15 protein-coding genes, 3 tRNA genes and 1 pseudogene are annotated in these 20044 nt (G+C 62.2%); 15 read left to right on the forward strand and 4 right to left on the reverse strand.

Translation table 11 applies throughout. From position 1 onward, the window contains the following. Window positions 1-25: 25 nt before the first annotated feature. The 11 genes from WHX55_RS10285 (at window position 26) to WHX55_RS10335 (ending at window position 9355) form a co-directional block, all read left to right on the forward strand. Window positions 26-101 (forward strand) — tRNA-Val (locus WHX55_RS10285). 53 nt (window positions 102-154) lie between these two features. Next, window positions 155-231, forward strand: a tRNA-Asp gene (locus tag WHX55_RS10290). A gap of 105 nt (window positions 232-336) precedes the next feature. Further along, a tRNA-Asp gene (locus WHX55_RS10295) sits at window positions 337-413 on the forward strand. A 378-nt stretch (window positions 414-791) separates the two neighbouring features. Continuing rightward, complete coding sequence (locus WHX55_RS10300; protein ID WP_150727112.1) at window positions 792-1301, forward strand: sigma-70 family RNA polymerase sigma factor; 510 nt, start codon at window positions 792-794, stop codon at window positions 1299-1301. Further along, window positions 1298-2248, forward strand: a complete 951-nt coding sequence (locus tag WHX55_RS10305; protein WP_353742526.1) for a FecR domain-containing protein — start codon at window positions 1298-1300, stop codon at window positions 2246-2248. Before WHX55_RS10300 ends, WHX55_RS10305 begins: the two co-directional genes overlap by 4 nt. Before the next feature lie 67 nt (window positions 2249-2315). Continuing rightward, complete coding sequence (locus WHX55_RS10310; protein ID WP_353742527.1) at window positions 2316-4739, forward strand: TonB-dependent receptor; 2424 nt, start codon at window positions 2316-2318, stop codon at window positions 4737-4739. Between the two features lie 78 nt (window positions 4740-4817). Further along, a complete protein-coding gene (locus tag WHX55_RS10315) occupies window positions 4818-5759 on the forward strand; it encodes an iron-siderophore ABC transporter substrate-binding protein (RefSeq protein WP_353742528.1) in 942 nt (313 codons plus the stop codon). Then, on the forward strand, window positions 5759-6748 hold the full coding sequence (locus WHX55_RS10320) for an iron ABC transporter permease (RefSeq protein ID WP_353742529.1): 990 nt from the start codon (window positions 5759-5761) through the stop codon (window positions 6746-6748). Before WHX55_RS10315 ends, WHX55_RS10320 begins: the two co-directional genes overlap by 1 nt. Then, the gene (locus WHX55_RS10325; protein ID WP_353742530.1) at window positions 6741-7772 is read left to right on the forward strand and encodes an iron ABC transporter permease; all 1032 of its coding nucleotides are present in this window, start codon (window positions 6741-6743) and stop codon (window positions 7770-7772) included. The genes WHX55_RS10320 and WHX55_RS10325 overlap by 8 nt, the downstream gene beginning before the upstream one ends. A 12-nt stretch (window positions 7773-7784) precedes the next feature. Further along, on the forward strand, window positions 7785-8576 hold the full coding sequence (locus WHX55_RS10330) for an ABC transporter ATP-binding protein (RefSeq protein ID WP_150727118.1): 792 nt from the start codon (window positions 7785-7787) through the stop codon (window positions 8574-8576). Next, a complete protein-coding gene (locus tag WHX55_RS10335; RefSeq protein ID WP_353742531.1) occupies window positions 8573-9355 on the forward strand; it encodes an IucA/IucC family C-terminal-domain containing protein in 783 nt (260 codons plus the stop codon). Before WHX55_RS10330 ends, WHX55_RS10335 begins: the two co-directional genes overlap by 4 nt. 76 nt (window positions 9356-9431) lie before the next feature. Here the strand turns inward: WHX55_RS10335 and aldA are convergent, their stop codons facing one another. The 4 genes from aldA to WHX55_RS10355 are packed head-to-tail and all read right to left on the reverse strand — an operon-like array spanning window position 9432 to window position 14197. Further along, window positions 9432-10865, reverse strand: a complete 1434-nt coding sequence (gene aldA, locus WHX55_RS10340; protein WP_353742532.1) for an aldehyde dehydrogenase — start codon at window positions 10863-10865, stop codon at window positions 9432-9434. 19 nt (window positions 10866-10884) lie between these two features. After that, complete coding sequence (locus WHX55_RS10345; RefSeq protein ID WP_353742533.1) at window positions 10885-11685, reverse strand: HpcH/HpaI aldolase/citrate lyase family protein; 801 nt, start codon at window positions 11683-11685, stop codon at window positions 10885-10887. Between the two features lie 14 nt (window positions 11686-11699). Beyond that, window positions 11700-12884 carry an L-rhamnonate dehydratase gene (rhmD, locus tag WHX55_RS10350; RefSeq protein WP_151213196.1) on the reverse strand — a complete coding sequence of 395 codons (1185 nt, stop codon included), beginning with the start codon at window positions 12882-12884 and terminating at the stop codon, window positions 11700-11702. A gap of 17 nt (window positions 12885-12901) precedes the next feature. Beyond that, entirely contained in the window at window positions 12902-14197 is a 1296-nt protein-coding gene (locus tag WHX55_RS10355; protein ID WP_150727122.1) for an MFS transporter, read from the reverse strand. Window positions 14198-14322: 125 nt separating this feature from the next. Between WHX55_RS10355 and WHX55_RS10360 the strand changes: the two are divergent. From WHX55_RS10360 to WHX55_RS10375, 4 genes and pseudogenes are all read left to right on the forward strand, one after another. Next, window positions 14323-15263 (forward strand): annotated as a pseudogene (locus tag WHX55_RS10360) (LysR family transcriptional regulator). Between the two features lie 176 nt (window positions 15264-15439). Next, window positions 15440-18271: a xanthine dehydrogenase family protein molybdopterin-binding subunit gene (locus WHX55_RS10365; protein ID WP_151213194.1), complete on the forward strand. Its 2832-nt coding sequence runs from the start codon at window positions 15440-15442 to the stop codon at window positions 18269-18271. After that, a complete protein-coding gene (locus tag WHX55_RS10370; RefSeq protein WP_007982256.1) occupies window positions 18264-18803 on the forward strand; it encodes a (2Fe-2S)-binding protein in 540 nt (179 codons plus the stop codon). The genes WHX55_RS10365 and WHX55_RS10370 overlap by 8 nt, the downstream gene beginning before the upstream one ends. A 2-nt stretch (window positions 18804-18805) precedes the next feature. Continuing rightward, window positions 18806-20044: a cytochrome c gene (locus tag WHX55_RS10375; RefSeq protein WP_150759171.1), complete on the forward strand. Its 1239-nt coding sequence runs from the start codon at window positions 18806-18808 to the stop codon at window positions 20042-20044.

The raw sequence follows: 20044 nt of genomic DNA on the forward strand, positions 1-20044 counted from the left end.
ATTTCGCGGCCTCGGAGATGCAAACGGGTGATTAGCTCAGCTGGGAGAGCGTCTGCCTTACAAGCAGAATGTCGGCGGTTCGATCCCGTCATCACCCACCACTTCCGGGATACTTGCGAAAGCAAGAGGTAGGCTGAAATGCCTCCACCGACGCGCAGCGGTAGTTCAGTCGGTTAGAATACCGGCCTGTCACGCCGGGGGTCGCGGGTTCGAGTCCCGTCCGCTGCGCCATATTTTCCGAGCCAGGCATGCCCTGATTCGAGATTAAAAGAGAGATTGAAAAGTCTCAGAGCTTTTAATCAGACGAGTTAATTGAGCGTCAGCTCAAAGCGATACGCAGCGGTAGTTCAGTCGGTTAGAATACCGGCCTGTCACGCCGGGGGTCGCGGGTTCGAGTCCCGTCCGCTGCGCCATATCTGCCCCGAGGCCCACTGAACGCCTTGGAGCTACGAAGAAACCACTGGTTACTTCGAGTCGATAGCAAAGACCCTGGTCGAAAGACCGGGGTTTTTTGTGTCTGCGATTTGGCTTTTTCTCCCTCCTCACGACCCTCACGGTTTCGCATCTGCCGACCAAGCGCGGATGGCCAGTGAATTGCGATACCTCCTGAAATTCCCCCTCAATAATTCACAGCCTTGATAAACCGGCACCGCGCGGCCGAAATATCTGCTCGTCATCAAATTATTCAAGCATTTACCGGGTGCAAATCGCACAAAGGACTTGGTTTGACCTCTCAACACTAATTAGAATGAGTCGCATTTATAATATTTCTTCGCGCAGGGTTTCTTTAGATGAGTGATGCAGCGTTGCCGCCGGAGCAAACCTTCCACGACCTGTACCGCGATCACCGGAGCTGGCTCGAGGGATGGTTGAGACGACGCATGGGCAATGGCAGCGACGCGGCGGACCTGAGCCAGGACACCTTCGTTCGTTTGCTCGCCAGTTCTCAGCGCATCGCCGACCTGCAAGAGCCTCGCGCCTACCTGGCGACAGTCGGCAAGCGGCTGCTGGCCAACTTCTACCAGCGCCGCAGCCTGGAGCAAGCCTATCTCGATGCATTGGCGTTGCTGCCCGAGGACTGCGTGCCGTCCCCCGAGCAACGCTGGATCCTGCTGGAAACCCTGCAAGCCCTGGACGAATTGCTCGATGGCTTACCGGGCCCGGTACGCCGAGCGTTTCTCTTGAGTCAGCTGGAAGGCCTGGGCTATCAAGAGATTGCCGAGCGTCTGCAAGTATCGGAACGCACGATCAAGCGCTACATGGCTCAAGCCTACGAACATTGCCTGCTGGTGGACCTGTGAACGGTTCGGCACCTTCGGCCCAGGCCCGGCAAGTCGTGCGGGCCGCTGCGCAGTGGCTGGCCCTCATGGAATCCGGCTGCGCCAATGAACAGGACCGGGCGCAGCTGCAGAGCTGGCGCGATAGTCATTGCAGTCACGAGCAGGCCTGGCAGAAAGTGCAACTCTTGCGCCAACGCTTTGCCGACCTGCCATCGGCCTTGGCTATGGCCAGCCTGGACCGGCCACAAGCCAGTCGACGTACCGTGCTCAAGCGCGCTGTTGGCGCGGTGGCGTTGCTGCCGACCGCCTGGCTGATCAGTCGACAGTTGCCTCTGGATGCCTGGAGTGCCGACCTGCGGACCGCCACCGGGGAAAGTAAAAAAGTCCAATTGGCCGATGGCAGCTTTGTGCAACTGAACACTGCCAGTGCCGTCGATCTCGACCTGAAGCACCGACGCCTGACCCTCGTGGATGGCGAAATGGCGCTGAATGTGCCCGGGGTCTCGCCGCTGACGATTCTCACGCGCTTCGGGCAAGTGGTCGTCAGTCAGGGCGAGGTGTGTGTTCGTCAGGGGCAGACGGGTTGCAAGGTGTCGGTGCTCAAAGGCACGGTGCAGTTGCAGCCTCTGCACGGACCGGTCTTTTCGTTGCGCGGTGGCCAGCAGGTCAGCCTTCAAGCGGCGGGTGCCGGTGTCGTGGAGCCATTCGACGTGCTGGCCCCAGGCTGGCGTGAGGGTGTGCTGATGGCGCAGAACCAGCCCTTGGGGGATTTTCTGCGCGAACTCAGCACCTATCGTCCGGGCGTGTTGCGTTGGGAACCCGAGCTGGAATCGCTGCGCATCACCGGCAGTTTCCGCCTTGAAGACACCGATCGCATTCTGGCGCTGCTGGCGGCCAGCCTGCCGCTGGAGGTGCATTCGCGTACGCGTTACTGGGTAACGCTGGTGCCGCGCAAAAATAGTGTTTAAAGCGTGTCCCCTTTTTTCGCGTCGCTTGTCATTCAAGGTAAGCGAAACGAAATCAGAGAGATTCACAATGCCCGCAGTGATGTCTAGCAGTATGCGTCCGGCTCCATCCAGGTTGCGCCCGTTGTTGCACTTGAGTCTGTTGTTGAGCCTGAGTGCCTGTCCGTTGTTCATCACTGCCGGTTGGGCCGAAGACGCGCCGCGCCGCAGCTATCAGGTGCCAGCCGGTAGCCTCGACGCTGCGCTGACCCGTTTCGCCGGGCTGGCCGGGGTCAATCTGTCAGTGGACCCGGGGCTGGTGAGCGGGCGCACCAGCCCCGGTCTGTCCGGCGACTTCGCGGTGGAGGAGGGCTTCGCCCAACTGCTGCAGGGTTCCGGTCTGCAACTGCAGCCGGTGGGCGAACAGGCGTACATGCTGACCCCGGTGCCAACAGGCAGCAGCCTGCAATTGGGCGCTACCTCTATTTACGCGACGGCGGACACGGCGCACGGTGATCCGTATGTCGGCGGGCAGGTGGCACGCCGTGGATCGCAAGGCTTGCTGGGCTCGAAGGACTTCATGGAGACGCCGTTCAGCGAGACCACCTACACCAGTGAGTTGGTGAAAAACCTGCAGGCGCGTACCCTGGGCGACCTCGTGGCCAGCGATCCCTCGGTTCGCGCCACCAACCCGGCGGGTGGGCGGTATGAGCAGTTCACCATTCGCGGAATGAGCCTGTTCAACAGTGATGTCTCCTACAACGGTCTCTACGGCATCCTGCCGACGTACACCATCGACATGGAAATGGCCGATCGCGTCGACATCCTCAAAGGCCCGAGCCAGCTGATCAATGGCATCTCGCCGCGGGGCAGCGTGGGTGGCGGGATCAACGTGGTGCCCAAGCGCGCCACCGACGTGCCCATTACTTCGTTTACCGGCAACTACGCTTCCGACAGCCAGGTCGGCGGGGCCGTGGACATCGGACGGCGCTTTGGTGAGGGGGACATGTTCGGTGTTCGTTTCAACGGCGTGAAGCAGTCCGGCGACACCGAATGGGATCACCAGAGTGTTGACCGCGAGATGGCTGTGCTGGGCCTGGACTTTCGCGGTGAGCGCCTGCGGCTCTCGACGGATGTCGGACATAACGAGCGTGACACCGACGCCCCGCAGGAACGTGTGCAGGTGGGCGCCAACGCTCAGGTTCCGCACGCCAGCGATGTTCGCCACAACTATGCGCAGCCGTGGAGCAAGGCGCGGACCAAGGACACCTTCGGAACGGTGACCGGCGAGTACGATGTCAGCGATTCCGTCATGGTGTACGCCGGTGCGGGCGCGCGTAAAAGCAATCATGACTTCCTCCGGCACGCCGTAGCGGTCACCAACGACGCGGGCAACTTCATTGTTCTGCCACGTGACTTCACCCGTGACGAAAATGTCCGCACGGCCAATGCCGGGGTACGCAACTGGTTCCATACCGGTCCGGTGAGCCATGAAATCAACCTGGCTGCCAGCTATTTCTACATGGACTTCGAAAACGGCGGCGCCCGTTATGCCGCTGCCCCGAGCAACATCTACAACCCGGTGCAAACACCGACACCCATCACTCCCACGCGCCTTGATTCCGAGGTGTATACCGAGAACCGTTCCAGCAGCGTGGCGTTGTCCGACACATTGGGTTTCTTCGATGACCGAGTGCTGTTGACCCTCGGCGCCCGCTGGCAGCGAGTGCAGGTCGACGACTGGACGGATAATGTCAAAGGCGACACGGGCTACGACGAAGAAAAGGTTTCGCCCTCGGGCGGCATCCTGTTCAAGGCCACCGATAAGCTCTCGTTGTATGCCAACTACATGGAGGGCCTGAGCCAGGGCAAGATCGCGCCGTCGACCTCGGTGAACGAAGACGAGATCTTCCCCCCGTTCATCAGTCGGCAGGTCGAGGTCGGTGCCAAATATGACGCAGGTGCGTTCGCCATCACCACAGCGGTGTTCCGGATCAAGCAGCCGGCTTATGAAACCAACGCCACGACGCGGGTTTTCGGCCCGAACGGCAAACGGGAAAACAAGGGTGTGGAAGTCAGTGTGTTCGGTGAGCCGCTCAAAGGCTTCCGCCTGCTCGGCGGCGTCATGTACATCGACAGCGAGCTGACCGATACCACCAACGGCACCTTTGACGGCAACCGCGCTCCCGCCACACCGGAATACAACGTCAACCTGGGGGCCGAGTGGGACGTGCCGAATGTACAAGGCCTGACCCTGACCAGCCGCGGCATCTATTCCAGCTCGCAGTATCTGGACCAGTCCAATAACAAGGAAATCGATGCCTGGACGCGTTTCGACGTGGGCGCGCGCTACGCCTTCAAGGTCGAAGAAAAGAACATCACCCTGCGTGCCAATGTCGAGAACGTGGCCGACAAGCGCTACTGGAGTTCCGCCGGGGCCTCGGATGACAGCGAGCCTGGATTGACGCTTGCGACGCCACGAACCTACCTGCTTTCGGCGACCGTCGACTTCTGAATCGATTCAACCGTGCGTTGCGCCACAGGGAAGGGCGCTGCCGAGTTGCGTCATGCATCGATTGCAGAGGACCAGAGCATGCCCAGCCTCACTAACCCGCTCAAGAACGAACAGATCAACACGCCCTCCAGGCGCACGCTGCTGCGCCTGTCCCTGGGCATGCTCGCACTCAGGTTCACTCCGTCGGCGTGGGCTCTGGCCGATGCCGCGCCGCTGCGGGTGATCACCCTGTTTCAGGGCGCCACCGACAGCGCCGTGGCGTTGGGCATCATGCCGTGCGGCATCGTCGATTCCTGGAGTGAAAAACCCACCTATCGCTATCTGCGCTCGACGCTGGAGGCGGTGCCCCATGTCGGCCTGGAAACCCAGCCGAGCCTTGAGGACATCGCGCTGCTGAAGCCGGACGTGATCATCGCCTCGCGCTTTCGCCATGAGCGCATCGCACCCTTGCTCAAGCAGATCGCTCCGGTGGTGATGCTGGAAGAGGTGTTCGAATTCAAAAAGACCCTGGCGTTGATGGGCCTGGCCTTGCACCGCCAGCAGCGGGCTGACGAGGTGTTGGCCCGCTGGCAGCTGCGCACGGCACAACTGCGCCGGCAACTGCAGCAGAAGTTTGCCGGGCGCTGGCCGCCTACGGTGTCGATTCTGGATGTCCGCGAAGACCATATCCGCAGTTATTTGCCGGCCAGTTTTCCAGGTTCGGTAGTCACTGAACTGGGGTTGGGGTGGAGTGAGGCCAGTCGGGCGGCGAGCGGGGTATCGATCAAACTCACCAGCAAGGAAAGTCTGGCGGTGGTCAATGCCGACATTTTCTTTGTCTTCTTGCGCGCAGAGAAACCGGCAGTGCAGCGAAACTATGAAAGCCTGGTGCAGCATCCGCTGTGGCAGCAAATGCGTGCGCCGCAACAGGGGCAGGTGTGGCGGGTCGACGGGGTGGCCTGGAGCCTGTCGGGCGGGATGCTTGGGGCGAACCTGATGCTCGATGATGTTGCGCGGCTGGTCACGGCGGATGCGACCTGATGAGCAATGGTTTGAAGCTGTGCTGTGCCGGGGTCGTGTTGCTGCTCAGCAGCGTGCTGAGCCTGGCGGTCGGAGCGACCTGGATTCCGTTGTCGCAAATTGCCGCAGCCTTCGTGCATCCCGACCCGCTCAGCGTCAGCCATGTGCTGGTGACCACCACACGCCTGTCGCGCACCTTGATGGCGATGGCCGTAGGCGCGAGCCTGGCCGTGGCGGGGGCCTTGATGCAGGCGCTGACGCGCAATCCGCTGGCGTCCCCCGGCTTGTTCGGGATCAATGCCGGCGCGACTTTTTTTATCATCCTGTGTTCCTCGCTGTTTTCCCTGTCATCCCCGGATGCCTGGCTGTGGTGCGCGTTCATCGGCGCGGCCGTGGCTGGCAGCCTGGTGTGGCTGATCGGCAACATGGGGCGGGGCAGTCTCAGTCCGTTGCGCATTGTGCTGGCGGGTGCGGCGATGGCCGCATTGTTCTCCGCGTTCAGCCAGGCGTTGCTGGTGGTCAATCAGGATGGGCTGGATACAGTGCTGTTCTGGCTGGCGGGCTCGTTGACCGAGCGCAGCCTGTCGGTCGCCGCGCCAATGCTGATCTGTGGCGTACTTGGGCTGTTCGGCGCGATGTTGCTGGCGGGGCAGGTCAACGTGCTCAACGCCGGCGAGGAGATCGCCACCGGCCTGGGGCAGCGCACCGGTTTGATCCGGCTGCTGATGAGCGTGCTGGTGGTCGGTCTGGCGGGCAGTGCCGTGGCATTGGCCGGCAGCATCGGGTTTATCGGTTTGCTGGTGCCGCACATGGTGCGCAAGGGCTTGTCCATCGATCACCGTTGGTTGCTGCCGGGGAGTGCGCTACTCGGCGCGATTGTCCTGCTGCTGGCCGATACCTTGTCGCGGGTGTTGATCCTGCCGCAGGAGGTGCCGGTTGGGGTGATGACGGCGTTGTTCGGCGCACCGTTTTTCATTCTGTTGGCCCGGCGCGGAGGTCGTTATGGATAAGGTCCTGACCTGGCGCCGTAGCGGATTTTCCCGGCGGATCAATGTCGCCACGTTGTGGCGGTTGCTGGCGGCGTTAATGGTGACGGCGCTGATCATGCTCGGCTCGTTGTCGCTGGGCAAAGTCATGCTCTCGCCGATGCAGGTGCTGCGGATTTTGCTGTCGAGCCAGGACCCCAGCCTGACGTTCATCGTCGAGCAACTGCGCTTTCCGCGCATGCTGCTGGCGGCGCTGGTGGGGGCGGCGTTGGCGGTGTCGGGGCTGATTCTGCAAAGCATCATCCGCAACCCGCTGGCGTCACCTGACCTGCTGGGTATCACCAGCGGCGCCAGTGCGGCAGCGGTGCTGTACCTGTCGTTTTTCTCCGTCGCACTGGGTCAACAGTATCTGCCGCTGGCGGCGATGTCCGGCGCGGGGCTGGCGGCATTGGCGATCTATCTGCTGGCCTGGAAACAGGGGGCTTCACCGCTGCGCCTGGTGTTGATCGGGGTCGGCATCAGCGCGATGTTGACCGCCGCGACCACCTTCATTCTGGTCTTCAGTCCGCTGACCACGACCCTGTCGGCGTATGTCTGGCTGACCGGCAGCGTGTACGGCGCCAGCTGGCCGGAGCCGCTGGCGCTGGGTGGCTGGTTGTTGGGTATTTGCCCGTTGCTGGTACTGCTGGCCCGGCAGGTGATGGTGCAACAACTGGATGACTCTCTGGCCCAGGGCATCGGCGTTCGCGTGCAGTGGTTGCGCGCCGGTCTGTTGTTGGTGAGCGTGGCATTGGCCGGTGCGGCGATTGCCTGGGGCGGGGCGATAGCCTTTGTCGGGCTGATTGCGCCGCACATTGCCAAGCGTCTGGTGGCCCCGGGTTTCGGCGGTCAGGCGCTGATGGCGGCGTTGGTCGGGGCGAACCTCGTGGTGCTGGCCGACCTCGCCGGGCGTGTGCTGTTTTTGCCGCTGGATCTGCCGGCCGGGATTTTTGTCGCCGTGCTGGGCACACCCTTTTTTCTCTATTTGTTGATCAAACAGCGTCATTGAGGAATTCAACGTATGACGTCGATTGCAAGTCGCGGCCTGACCCTGAGTTATCAGCGCCAGGTGATTATTGACGCGCTGGACATGCAACTGCCCCAGGGCAAGATTTCGGTACTGATCGGCAGCAACGGCTGCGGCAAAAGCACCTTGCTCAAATCCTTCGCCCGACTGCTCAAACCGCAGCAGGGCTCGGTGATTCTCAACGGTGTGGATATCCAGCAAAAATCCACGGCCGCCGTTGCCCGGGAGTTGGCCATTTTGCCCCAGACCCCCAGCGCGCCGGAGGGCATCACCGTCAGGCAGTTGGTGGCGCTGGGGCGTTATCCGTATCAGAGCTGGATGCAACAGTGGTCGGCGCAAGACGAAGCCATGGTCAACCGCGCGCTGGCGCAAACCAGTCTGCAGGCCCTGGCGGACCGACCGGTGGACGCGTTGTCCGGCGGCCAGCGCCAACGCGCGTGGATTGCCATGACCCTGGCCCAGGACACCGGCATCGTGCTGCTCGACGAACCCACCACCTTTCTCGACCTGGCGCATCAGATCGAAGTGCTGGACCTGTTGCGCGACCTCAACCGGCTCGAAAACAAAACCATCATCATGGTGCTGCACGACCTCAATCTGGCCTGTCGTTACGCCGACCACATGGTTGCGGTGCACAACCGGACGGCCTTTGCCCAGGGGCGGCCCGACGAGGTGTTGACCGAGGCCCTGGTCAAGACCGTGTTCGACCTCAATTGCCGAATCATTCCCGATCCGTTCTTCGCAACGCCGCTGTGCATTCCGTTTGGCCGGGAGTTGCCGCAATGAATCTGGCCTGTCATTTCACGGCGTTGGAGTGGGCGCTTTTGTCCGGCGGCTTGCGACTCAAGGACAGCGACGAGCGCGACCCGTTGCGTTCAATGAAGGCCCGAGACTTGTTGCAGGAAGACGTGTGCGAGCAACTACTGGATGCGCTGGGCCCGGTGATCGGTTCGCCAACCCGGGCGATCACGGCCTCGCTGTTGGGCAAGCGCTTGTCGTTTCTGGCGACCGGCGCCTGTTTGTATGCGATGTCGGCGTATGACAAAGGGCTATTGCTGACGCTCGACAACTCGGTGATTGAATACGGCCACGATGACGGGTTGTGGACGTCTTCGATGCCGCTGCATCACGGTCAGCCGCTGACGTATGGGACCAATGAACGCGAGGCCTGGCGGGAAGCCTTGGTGCAGGGACTGTTCGCCGGGCTGCTGAAACCGCTGTGGCAAACCTTCAATCGGGTCAGCGGTGTTTCCCGGCGCATCCTCTGGGAAAACACCGCCGTGCGTATTTATTCGCTGTATGAAAAGCGCATGGCGAAAATCGAAGACTCTTCAATTCGCGAGCGCTGTGAAGCGGACTTCAATTGGTTGCTGACACAAGCCGAACCTGCGTTGTTCGGCCTCGATTACAACCCGCTGAGCCATTTCCGCCGACCGCCGACGCTGGTGGACGAAGGGCAGCGCAGCATTCGCTTTCGCCGAACCTGTTGCTTTTATTACCTGGCCACCGAACCCGCTGAGTACTGTTCGACCTGCCCATTGCTACGTCCGGGGAAATGCCGATGAGATGCTCATTCCAGGGGGATGGGGCAGGCGCCTAAGCGATGGCATAGGCGCGTACCCTTCACAGAAAGGGCGTGGCTCAGCCTTGCAGATAGACCGCGTGGGTATGGGTGTATTCGTACAGCCCATGCTTGCCATCCGCGCCACCGATGCCGGACTTGCGCACGCCGGCGTGGAAACCCTGCATCGCTTCGAAATTCTCGCGATTGACGTAGGTTTCGCCAAAATCCAGCTCACGCATCGCCTGCAGAGTTTTGCTCAGGTCGCGGGTGTAGATCGACGAAGTCAGGCCATAGTCGCAGTCGTTGGCCAGGGCGATGGCTTCGTCCAGGTCGTCGATTATCTGGATCGGCAGCACCGGACCGAAAATCTCTTCGCGCATGATCTCCATGTCCGCGCGGCAACCGGCCAAAACGGTGGGCTGGAAGTGGAAGCCATTCGGCAGGTCGGCAATCTGTCCGCCGCTGATCAGGTTTGCGCCCTGGCTCAACGCGGTGCGGACTTTGCGGTTGACGCTGTCCAGCCCCTGGCGGTTGATCAGCGGGCCCATCTCCACGTCCGGCTGGGCAATCGGGTCGCCATAGCGGGTCGCGCTCATTGCTGCCGCGATGCGCTCGATGAACTGATCCGCCACCTTACGTTCGACGTACACCCGCTCGGCGCAATTGCACACCTGGCCGCTGTTGATAATGCGCGAATCGCGGATCGCCCTGACCGCCAGGTCGAGGTCTGCATCCGCCAGCACAATGGCCGGCGCCTTGCCGCCCAGTTCCAGGTTGAGTTTGGTGATGTTTGGCGCGGCGGCGGCCATGATCCGCGAGCCGGTGTCGACGCTGCCGGTGAAGCTGATCATGTCCACGCCTTTGTGTCCGCTCAATGCCGCGCCGACTCGGCCGTCACCGCAAACCACGTTGAATACACCGGGCGGCAGATCCGTTTCGGCCACCAGTCGGGCGAACTCGAAGCAGTTGTTCGGGGTTTCTTCGCTGGGCTTGATGACGATGGTGTTGCCGGTCAGCAGGGCCGGGGCCATCTTGCGGGCAATCAGGAAGAAGGGGAAATTCCACGGCAGGATCCCGGCCACCACGCCCAGCGGTTTGCGCAACAGGAAGATGTTTTCGTTCTGGCGGTCGCTGGTGATGATCTCGCCTTCGATGCGCCGGGCCCATTCGGCCATGTAGTCGAGGTAGTCGGCGGTGAAGTTGACTTCGACTTCCGCCAGCCCGCTGATCTTGCCTTGTTCCAGAGTGATGGTGCGTGCCAGGTGCGAGACGTTTTCCCGCAGTTTGGCGGCGATCCGGCGCAAGTAACCGGCGCGGTCATTCGCCGGTTTGCGCGCCCAGCCTTTCTGGGCAGCACGGGCGGCAGCGAGGGCGCGCTCGACGTCCTCGGCGGTCGAGACCGGGACTTTCGACAACAGGGCGCCGGTAGCCGGGTTGATCACATCGAGATGGGCAGCGCTGGCCACGAACTGGCCGTCGATGAAGTTTTCGTAAACAGGCACGGATGACATGGTGCGACTCCTTGGCAGATCAGTAAGTGCGTGACGGCGCTAGGGTGGTAGCGGGTTCTCGGTAGCGGGCGAGGGTGGCCATGGCGCTTTGGCGCAGCAGGCTGATGTCGATGGCCACTGCAATGAACTGGCAGCCCCAGCGCTGGTAGCGGCGGGCGTCTTCTTCGTTGGGGGCGAGAATCCCGCAGGCCTTGCCGGCCGCCAGCGTGGCGTTCACCGCGTGTTGAATCCGCTCCTGGACTTCCGGGTGGCCGGGGTTGCCGGCGTGGCCCAGGCCGATCGACAAATCCGCCGGCCCGATAAACACCGCATCCACGCCCTCGACGGCGGCAATCGCTGCGACGTTTTCCACGCCGGTGCGCGATTCCACCTGCACGATCAGGCACAGTTGTTCGTGGGCTGTATTGAGATAATCCGGCACGCCGTCCCAGCGGGTTGCGCGGGTCAGGCCACCACCGACCCCGCGAATGCCGTGGGGCGGGTAGTGCATGGCGCGCACCAGTGCCTGTGCCTGCTCGGCGGTTTCGACCATCGGGATCATCAGCGTCTGCGCGCCGATATCCAGCAGTTGCTTGATCAGGTTGGCATCGCCATTCACCGCGCGCACTACCGGCGCGGTCGAGTAAGGCGCCACGGCCTGCAACTGGGCAAGTACGCCGGGCACTGTGTTGGGTGCGTGCTCGCCATCGATCAGCATCCAGTCGTAACCGGTGGTGGCGACGATCTCGGCGCCGTAGCCAGTGGCGAACCCGGCCCAGATGCCATATTGGGTCGCTGAGCTGTTCAGCGCGGCCTTGAACGCGTTGTGCGGCATGTTCATGTCGAACTCCTTTCTCAGCGGTTATACGGCCGATGCAGTTGGCATTCGGGGTTGAGGGTCACGCCGAAACCTGGCTGGTCGAGCGCGGACAGGCGCATGCGGCCATTGACCGGCACCGGTTCGCCGAGCAATTGCGGGTGGAACATCGGCACTACTTCGTCGGCCTTCGGCGCCATCATCAGGAACTCGGCGAACGGGCTGTTATGCCGGGTGGCGACGAAGTGGTAGCTGTACACCGAAGAGCCGTGGGGGATGACCAGTGCGTTGTGGGCGTCGGCCAGGGCCGAGATCTTCACCAGTTCAGTGATCCCGCCGCACCAGCCGACATCCGGCTGGATAATGTCGCAGCAGCCCATCTCCAGGAGCATGCGGAAGCCCCAGCGCGTGGCTTCGTGTTCGCCGGTGGTCACCAGCATGCCTTTTGGTACGTTGTTGCGCAGGGCTGCGTAGCCCCAGTAATCGTCCGGCGGCAGGGCTTCTTCGATCCATTTCAAGCCGTATTCGTGGGCGCCGACCGCCAGTTTGGTGGCGTAGTTGAGGTCCAGGCTCATCCAGCAATCGAGCATCAGCCAGAAGTCCGGGCCGACACGTTCGCGCATGGTGGCCAGTTCTTCGAGGTTCTTGCGCAGGCCTTCCTCGCCTTCGGCCGGGCCGTGGTGCAGCGGCATCTTGCCGCCGATGAAACCCATTTTCTGCGCCAGGTCCGGGCGGGCGCCGGTGGCGTAGAACTGCAATTCGTCGCGCACCGCACCGCCAAGCAACTGATGCACGGGCTCCTGGCGGATCTTGCCGAGCAGGTCCCACAGCGCCAGGTCAACGCCGGAAATCGTGTTGATGACGATGCCCTTGCGCCCGTAGTACAGGGTCGACTGGTACATCTGGTCCCAGATTTTTTCGATGTCGGTGACCCGGGCGCCTTCGAGGAAGCGCGCCAGGTGCTTTTCGACAATGTAGGCGGCAGGCTCGCCGCCAGTGGTCACGGCAAAACCGACGGTGCCGTCGCTGGCTTCGATTTCCACCACCAGGGTGCCGAGTACGTTGATGCCGAAGGTGCGGCGGCTCTGGCGGAACTCGGGGTATTTGCTCATCGGCGTGGCAATGTGATCGTCGATCCAGTGGCCGTCGGCCTGGTCGTGATAATCCGCGCCGCCGCCTCGCAGAGTGAAAGCGCGGACGTGTTTGATGGTTGGAATGCCCATGGTGTGACTCCTCAGGTTTAAACGGTGGCCGGTTTGTTCGAGGCTTTATGGCCGGGCGCGCGTATGCCCAGCACCAGCAACGCGGCGATGACGGTGGTAGCGGCCAGCACGTACAAGCCTGCTGCCGGTGAATGGAAGGCGCCTTCGGCCCAGTTCTTCAGCACCGGGGCGATGAAGCCACCGAGGGCGCCGAACGAGTTGATCAGGGCGATCCCGGCCGCGGCGGCGCTGCCGGCGAGGTAGCTGGAGGGGAAGGTCCAGAACACCGGTTGCACAGCGATGAAGCCGGAGGCGGCAAAGCACAGGGCGATGATCCCCAGCAGCGGGTTGCTGAAGGTCACCGAGCAGGCGATCCCGGCGGCGGCCATCAACAAGGTCAGGCAGGCGGTGCGGCGGCGTTCGCCGGTGCGGTCGCTGTAGCCGGGAATCAGGTAGGCGGCGATCAATGCGCAGATCCACGGGATTGCCGTCACCAGGCCGACCATCAGCCCGACCTTGGTCCCCAGCAGTCCGCCAACCTGACTCGGCAGATAAAACACCACGCCGTAGACGCTGGCCTGGATCAACAGGTAGATCAGGCACAGGTACAGCACCGAGGGTTGGCAGATCACATTGAGCAGGCTGCGGCCATGATTCTGTTTATGGCTGTCTTCCTGATCGAGCAGGCTCTGCACTTGCTGGCGTTCCTCGACGGTCAGCCACTTGGCATCGGCCGGACGGTTGTCCAGGTACCAGTAGGCCCAGATGCCCACCGCCGTGGCCATCAGGCCTTCAACGGCAAACAGCCACTGCCAGCCATGGAAACCGGCAAAGCCGTCCAGTTCCAGCAGCAGGCCGGACAGCGGACTGCCGAAGATGAACGCCAGCGGCGCACCGAAATAGAAGAAACCCATGGCCTTGCCGCGCACGGCGCTGGGAAACCAGTAGGTGAGGTAGAGGATCACTCCGGGGAAGAAACCGGCTTCGGCCACGCCCAGCAGAAAGCGCAGGATGTAGAAGCTGGTTTCAGTGTGGGCGAAGACCATGGCGGCGGAGACCAGGCCCCACGTGACCATGATCCGGCACATCCACAGGCGGGCGCCGACGCGGTGCAGGATCAGGTTGCTTGGCACTTCGAGCAGTGCGTAGCCGGCGAAGAACACGCCGGCGCCGAAGGCGAAGGCGGCATCGCTGATGTTGGTGTCGGCCTGGAAGGCTTGTTTGGCGAACCCGACGTTGGCGCGGTCGAGGAAGGCCATGATGTACATCAGCAGGAGAAACGGGAGTAGCCGCCAGGAAATTTTGGCGAGCAGAGGCGCGGGTAGAGTCTTCATCGCAGTTTTCCTTTGGTAGGGCATTTGTTCTTATGGGGAAGACTGTACGGCCGCTGATCGATGCGTTACAAATCGAATCTAGCTAACAACTGATACCCTCAAGGTATCGATAAAAAAGGCCCGCCATGACCACGCCGACCATCTCCCGCAGCCTGCTCAATCGCCTGCGCTACAAGCATCTGCACATGCTGGTGACGCTCAGCAGCAGCCAGAACCTGCACCGCGCTTCGCAAAGCCTGAACATGTCGCAACCGGCGGCAACCCGCATGCTCCATGAAATAGAAGACATGTTTGGCTGCGACCTGTTCGAACGTCTGCCGCGCGGCATGCGCCCGACGGCGCTAGGCCAGGAACTGATCCGTTTCGCCGAGTCGGCCCTCAGTGGCCTCAACCGTTGTGCCGAGGACCTGATGGCGCGGCAGCAGGGCGGCTACGGCTATCTGTCGATAGGTACCATCATGGGCGCGGCGCCGGACCTGGTCATGGATTCGATTGCCGAGATCAAGGCGCTCAATCCGCAGTTGCGGATTCGCATCATGGGCGACACCAGCGACCAGGTGATCCAGTTGCTGGAACAAGGCCGCATCGACCTTGCCATCGCCCGGCGCAATGCCGCCACCGACAGTGAGCATTACGTCTTCGAGCAATTGGGTAACGAACGCTTGCTGGTGGTGGTGCACGCAGGCCACCCGCTGGCGCGGCGCAAAAAACTGGAAATGGCGGAGCTGGTCAGCGGTTGGCCGTGGATCCTGCAACCGGAAACCAGTCCGGCGCGCATCGGTCTGGATCAGGCGTTGCAGCGACTGGCGTTGCCGTTGCCGGCAGACATCATCGAGTGCAGTTCGGTGTACTCCATGCAGCAACTGATTCAGCTGACCGACGCGATCATGGTGCTGTCGGAAACCGCATTGCGCGACTATCTTAAAATGGGCCTGGTGGTGGCGCTGCCGGTGGAACTGGATGTGCAGATGGCGCATTCGGGTTGTTGTTGCGCAAGGGCGAGCACATCAGCCGGGAGTTGGGGTTGTTCATCGATCTGCTGCGTCGAAAAGTCGCGGTTTTTTGATTCCTTGGTCAGTTTTTGGTTTTCCGCGAAGGCATAAGCCTATAAACTTAACCTTTCGGTCAGCTTTGCACTGTCAACAACAGCCCTTTGCATCGTCGAAAAGGGCTTCTGCAAGACTCGAGATTTCCAGAACATAACCAGAAGGGCGGGCTCCATAACCGCCCAGAGGATGATCCATGTCCAACCGTGATATATCCCGGCGCTCGTTCCTTCAGGGCGGGCTGGTAGCGGGTGTGAGCGTGACGCTCACGCCATTGAGCAGCCAGGCGCTGGCTGCCTTGATGGAGAACAGCGTGACCGTGCCGTCCGAGCAGTGGCTCGGCAACAATGGCAAGGCGCGCGCCCGTAACGATGCCTTGTCCAAGGTCTGCGGCAGCAAGGTCTTTGCCCGCGACATCCGCGCCAAGGACATGCCGGGCTGGCCGCAGCAGCAAGGCCACGCCATGCTGCTGAAAACCATCAAGGCCGACCACATCTTTGCTGGCATCGACCTGTCGTGGCTCGGTGCCGAGTTACAACCGGACCGCATCGTCACCGCCGAAGACCTGGTCAAGGACGGTATCGTGTTCCCTGAGGAGCACGCCCCGGATCCACTGTTGCCGGCCGGCAAGGTGCCGATGTTCATCGGGCATCCGGTGGCGATCCTGATCTGGAACGACTTCGAGCGCTTCCGTCAGGCCAAGAACCAACTCAAGTTCAATGACAAGGCAATCCGCTACGGCGAGAAAGCGCCGTTCTACGAAGGCGATCCGTACGGCAGCTTCCGCTACGTGCGCGTTGGCGGCGCGACCTCGGCGGACGAAGACGAGTTCGCCAGCCTCAAGGATTCGATCCTGTTCCCGATGCTGAAAAACCGTCGTCCGGTGTGGAACTCCCAGCCGAACCTGCACGGCAACCTGACCGAGCGCGGGTTGTTCTACGCCGAGCGCATGAAGCAGCAGATCGATACGCCGCCGGACAACTGGCTGGTGTTCGACGAGCGCTACAAGACCCCGTCGATCGAACCGGCCGCCCTGGAGCCGGACAACGGCAATGGCTGGTACGACCCGGCCACCAAGACCCTGCATTTCGTCGTCGCCACCCAGTGTCCGCTGGAAACCGCGACCGAGACCGCGAAGATGATCGCGCCGTCGCGTTTCGGCCTGGCCAACCTGAACATGCACCCGGGTTACACCGTCGGTTACGGCTCCAAGGACCACAATATTTTCGTCTACTACGCAGCGCTGGCGGCGTTGTACGGCGCCGGTGTGCCGGTGCGCCTGGCCAACGACCGCTACGAGCAGTTCCAGAGCGGCATCAAGCGTCACCCGTTCGATATCCGCTACCAACTGGCGGTGGACAAGACCGACCACAGCTTCAAGATTTTCCGCTCCGAGATGAGTGTCGACGGTGGCGGGCGAATCAACTACAGCCCGTCGGTGGCGGCGGTGGGCGCCACGGCGGCCCAGTCGATCTACTACATGCCGCAGAACGATCTGCAGGTCACGGCCTATCACTCCCGCGCCGTTGAAGCCGGGTCGATGCGTGGCTATGGCACCCTGCAGAGCATGGCGGCGACCGAGATGATGGTCGACGAAATCGCCGATCGCCTGGGTGTCGATGCCATTGAGCTGCGCCGCAAGAACGCATTGCGCTCGGGCATGAAAAACACCCAGGGCGCGATCCCGGCCGGTGCCTTGCGCCTGCACGAGATTCTCGACAAGGCGGCCGTCCACGACACCTGGAAAAGCCGCGACGCGATCAAGAAACAACGCGAAGCCGCCGATCCGGACAACTGGTACGGGGTGGGTTTCGCCATCTGCCAGAAAGACTTCGGCACCGGTTCCGAAGCGCCGATGGCCAGCATTGAATTCACTGCCGAAGGTCGCATCAGCCTGCGCCACATCGGTATCGAAATCGGCACCGGCATGTCCACCTCCCAGGCCATGGTCGTGGCCGATTTCCTCGGTATTGCGGCGCACGAAGTGAAGACCGGCGAAACCGAATGGAAAGAGTTGCAGCTGGTCAGTGGCGGCAACCCGTACATCATGAGCCAGGCCGAGCAGGACAATTTCCTGCGCAATCCACGCTGGGTCGGCAAGGTCGCTTCGGCTTCGTCGGCCACCAACTCGGCGTACTACTTCAGCCACGCCACCCGTGAAGCGGCGCGCGTGCTGTTCAACCACGGCCTGTGGCCGGCGGCGATGGAGATCTGGCGCCAAGGCCCTTACGGCGGCCAGGCCAACCCTTACGTGGTGCGCCGCGAAGACGCCCATTGGGTCGACGGCAAGCTCACCGCCAACGGCATGGAGCCACTGCCATTCGCCATGCTCGCCAAGCGCGTTCACGAGCGTGGCCTGGTGAGCGGTGCCACCGTGCACGGTTTCAACCGCTGGAGCTGGGCCGAGGCCGAGTTCAGCATCGACGGCGTGCGTGAGCGCTTGCCGCTCGACGGCCTGGCCGTGAAGTACGGTGACGGTGCACCGAAGGCGAAGAAGGCGCAGATGAACAGCGCCGGTTTCCATCTGCTGGATCGGCAGGGCATCGCCTACCCGGCGACCCAGCTGAACAACGCGGCGGTGACTTACTACAGCCCGGTCGCGACGCTGGTGGAAGTGAAGGTCAACAAGGGTTCGAACGAAGTGTCGGTGCTCAACCATCACTCGTGGGTCGAGTGCGGTCGGGTGCTGGTGGAAGAACTGGTCAGGGGCCAGCTCGAAGGCGGGATCGCCATGGGCATCGGCCACGCGCTGATGGAAGAGATGCCGCTGTACGAAGGCGGGCCGGGGGAGGGTGACTGGAACTTCAACCGTTACCGCCTGCCGATGGCGCGCCACGTCGCGGTGTGGAAACAGACGGCGGACATCCTGCCGCCATTGTCGCCAAGCGACCCGTCCAAGGGCATCGCCGAGGTAGTGATGATCCCGGTGGTCGGTGCCATCGGCAACGCCGTGGCCCATGCCATCGGTAAACGTGTCCGCGACCTGCCTATCACTTCTGCACGCATCAAGGAGGCCCTCAATGGCTAACCGTCCGCTTCAACTGACCCTCAACGGTCAATCCGTCGGCCCGGTGGACATCCCTGATGACCTGCCGATGATCGACTACCTGCACGAATACAAGAACCTCACCGGTTCGCGCCTGGGCTGTGGCCAGGGCATCTGCCACGCCTGTGTGGTGATCGTCGACAACCCGGACGGCACCAGCGAAGAAGTGCGCACCTGCATCACTGGCGCACACTATTTCGAAGGCAAGAAGGTCCGGACCATCGAAGGCCATGCGACCCGCGACGAGCAGGGCAAGGTCACCGAGCTGAACCCGATCCAGCAGCGCTTCGTCGATGAGTTCGCCTTCCAGTGCAGCTACTGTGCACCGGGTTTCGTCAACGCCGCGACGGTGTTGGTGGAGAAGCTGCAGCGCCAGCCAATCGTCAAGAGCCAGCTGGAAAAAGTCATCGAGGACAGCCTCGGTCATCACATCTGCCGTTGCACCGGGTACGTGCGCTACTACAGCGCCACCCGCAACGTGCTGACCGATCTCGGCCTGGTCAAGGAGGGTTAAGCATGAAGCTTCTACTTAGCCGCCTGGCGTTGGCGGTTGGTCTGGCTGCGCCTGTGGTAGCGGCTCACGCGGATGATGCGCAGGTCAAGCAAGGCGAGTACCTCGCCCGCGCCGCCGACTGCATGGCGTGCCACACCGCACCGGGTGGCGCGCCCTATGCGGGCGGCCTGCCGATCGTGTCGCCGTTCGGCACGATCTACGGCACCAACATCACCCCGAGCAAAGAGCACGGCATCGGCCTGTACAACGATGACGAGTTCTTCGCCGCGCTGACCGAAGGCAAGCGCCGCGATGGCGCGAACCTGTATCCGGCAATGCCGTACACCTCGTATCACCTGATCCCGCGTGCAGATTCCGACGCGATTCATGCCTACCTGAAAACCGTCGAGCCGATCGAGCGCGCCGCGCCGGTCACCAGCCTGAGCTTCCCGTTCAACGTGCGCCTGGGCCTGATGGGTTGGAACATGATGTACGGCAAGGACGTGAAGCTGGAGCCTGCCGAAGGCAAGAGCGAAGCCTGGAAACGCGGCCAGTACATGGTCGACGTGCTGGGTCACTGTGGCGAGTGCCACACGCCTCGCGGTCTGCCCGGTGCGATGCAGATGGACAAGCGCATGACCGGTGGCATTCTCAATGGTTATCTGGCACCGAGCCTGCTGGCCACTGACCTGGCGGCCCGAGGCTGGAATCATCAGGACCTGAGCTCGTTCCTCAAGCACGGCATGAGCGCCCAGGGCACGATGTTCAACGAGATGTTCCCGGTGTTCCACAACAGCACTCAGGGCCTCACTGATCCGGATTTGGCCGCCATGGCGACGTTCCTGCTCGGCGATCAGCCGCCAGCGGCGAAAGTCCTCACTGAAGTGCCTTTCGACAAGCTGAGCCCAAGCGCCCAGCGCGGCCGTCAGGAATATTTGAATGTCTGCGCCGGTTGCCACGCGCCAGGTGGCGAGGGCAAGCCGCACATCGCGGTAGCCATGCGTGGCAACACCACACTGCGCCTGGAAGATCCGCGCAACCTGGTACGGGTGATCGACGACGGTATCGGTGAGCAGAAGTTCTCCGGGTTCGAACACATGCAACCGATGCCGGGATTTGTCGACAAGTTGAGCGACGCGCAACTTACGGATCTACTGAACTACCTGCGTCAGGGTTGGGGCGGTCAGCCGAATGATCTGGCTGTAAACGACGTGCAGAAGTTGCGGGCCGATGCGCCGCCGCTCGAGCACAAGGCCCACTGA

The organism is Pseudomonas fluorescens (assembly GCF_040448305.1).
GTDB classification, from domain to species: Bacteria; Pseudomonadota; Gammaproteobacteria; order Pseudomonadales; family Pseudomonadaceae; genus Aquipseudomonas; species Aquipseudomonas fluorescens_BH.

Coding starts and splice junctions, on each gene's coding strand:
- WHX55_RS10310 (WP_353742527.1), top strand. CDS start 2,316: ATGCCCGCAGTGATGTCTAGCAGTATGCGTCCGGCTCCATCCAGGTTG.
- WHX55_RS10315 (WP_353742528.1), top strand. CDS start 4,818: ATGCCCAGCCTCACTAACCCGCTCAAGAACGAACAGATCAACACGCCC.
- WHX55_RS10345 (WP_353742533.1), bottom strand. CDS start 11,685: ATGAACATGCCGCACAACGCGTTCAAGGCCGCGCTGAACAGCTCAGCG.
- WHX55_RS10330 (WP_150727118.1), top strand. CDS start 7,785: ATGACGTCGATTGCAAGTCGCGGCCTGACCCTGAGTTATCAGCGCCAG.
- WHX55_RS10370 (WP_007982256.1), top strand. CDS start 18,264: ATGGCTAACCGTCCGCTTCAACTGACCCTCAACGGTCAATCCGTCGGC.
- WHX55_RS10335 (WP_353742531.1), top strand. CDS start 8,573: ATGAATCTGGCCTGTCATTTCACGGCGTTGGAGTGGGCGCTTTTGTCC.
- aldA (WP_353742532.1), bottom strand. CDS start 10,865: ATGTCATCCGTGCCTGTTTACGAAAACTTCATCGACGGCCAGTTCGTG.
- WHX55_RS10300 (WP_150727112.1), top strand. CDS start 792: ATGAGTGATGCAGCGTTGCCGCCGGAGCAAACCTTCCACGACCTGTAC.
- rhmD (WP_151213196.1), bottom strand. CDS start 12,884: ATGGGCATTCCAACCATCAAACACGTCCGCGCTTTCACTCTGCGAGGC.
- WHX55_RS10375 (WP_150759171.1), top strand. CDS start 18,806: ATGAAGCTTCTACTTAGCCGCCTGGCGTTGGCGGTTGGTCTGGCTGCG.
- WHX55_RS10355 (WP_150727122.1), bottom strand. CDS start 14,197: ATGAAGACTCTACCCGCGCCTCTGCTCGCCAAAATTTCCTGGCGGCTA.
- WHX55_RS10365 (WP_151213194.1), top strand. CDS start 15,440: ATGTCCAACCGTGATATATCCCGGCGCTCGTTCCTTCAGGGCGGGCTG.
- WHX55_RS10325 (WP_353742530.1), top strand. CDS start 6,741: ATGGATAAGGTCCTGACCTGGCGCCGTAGCGGATTTTCCCGGCGGATC.
- WHX55_RS10320 (WP_353742529.1), top strand. CDS start 5,759: ATGAGCAATGGTTTGAAGCTGTGCTGTGCCGGGGTCGTGTTGCTGCTC.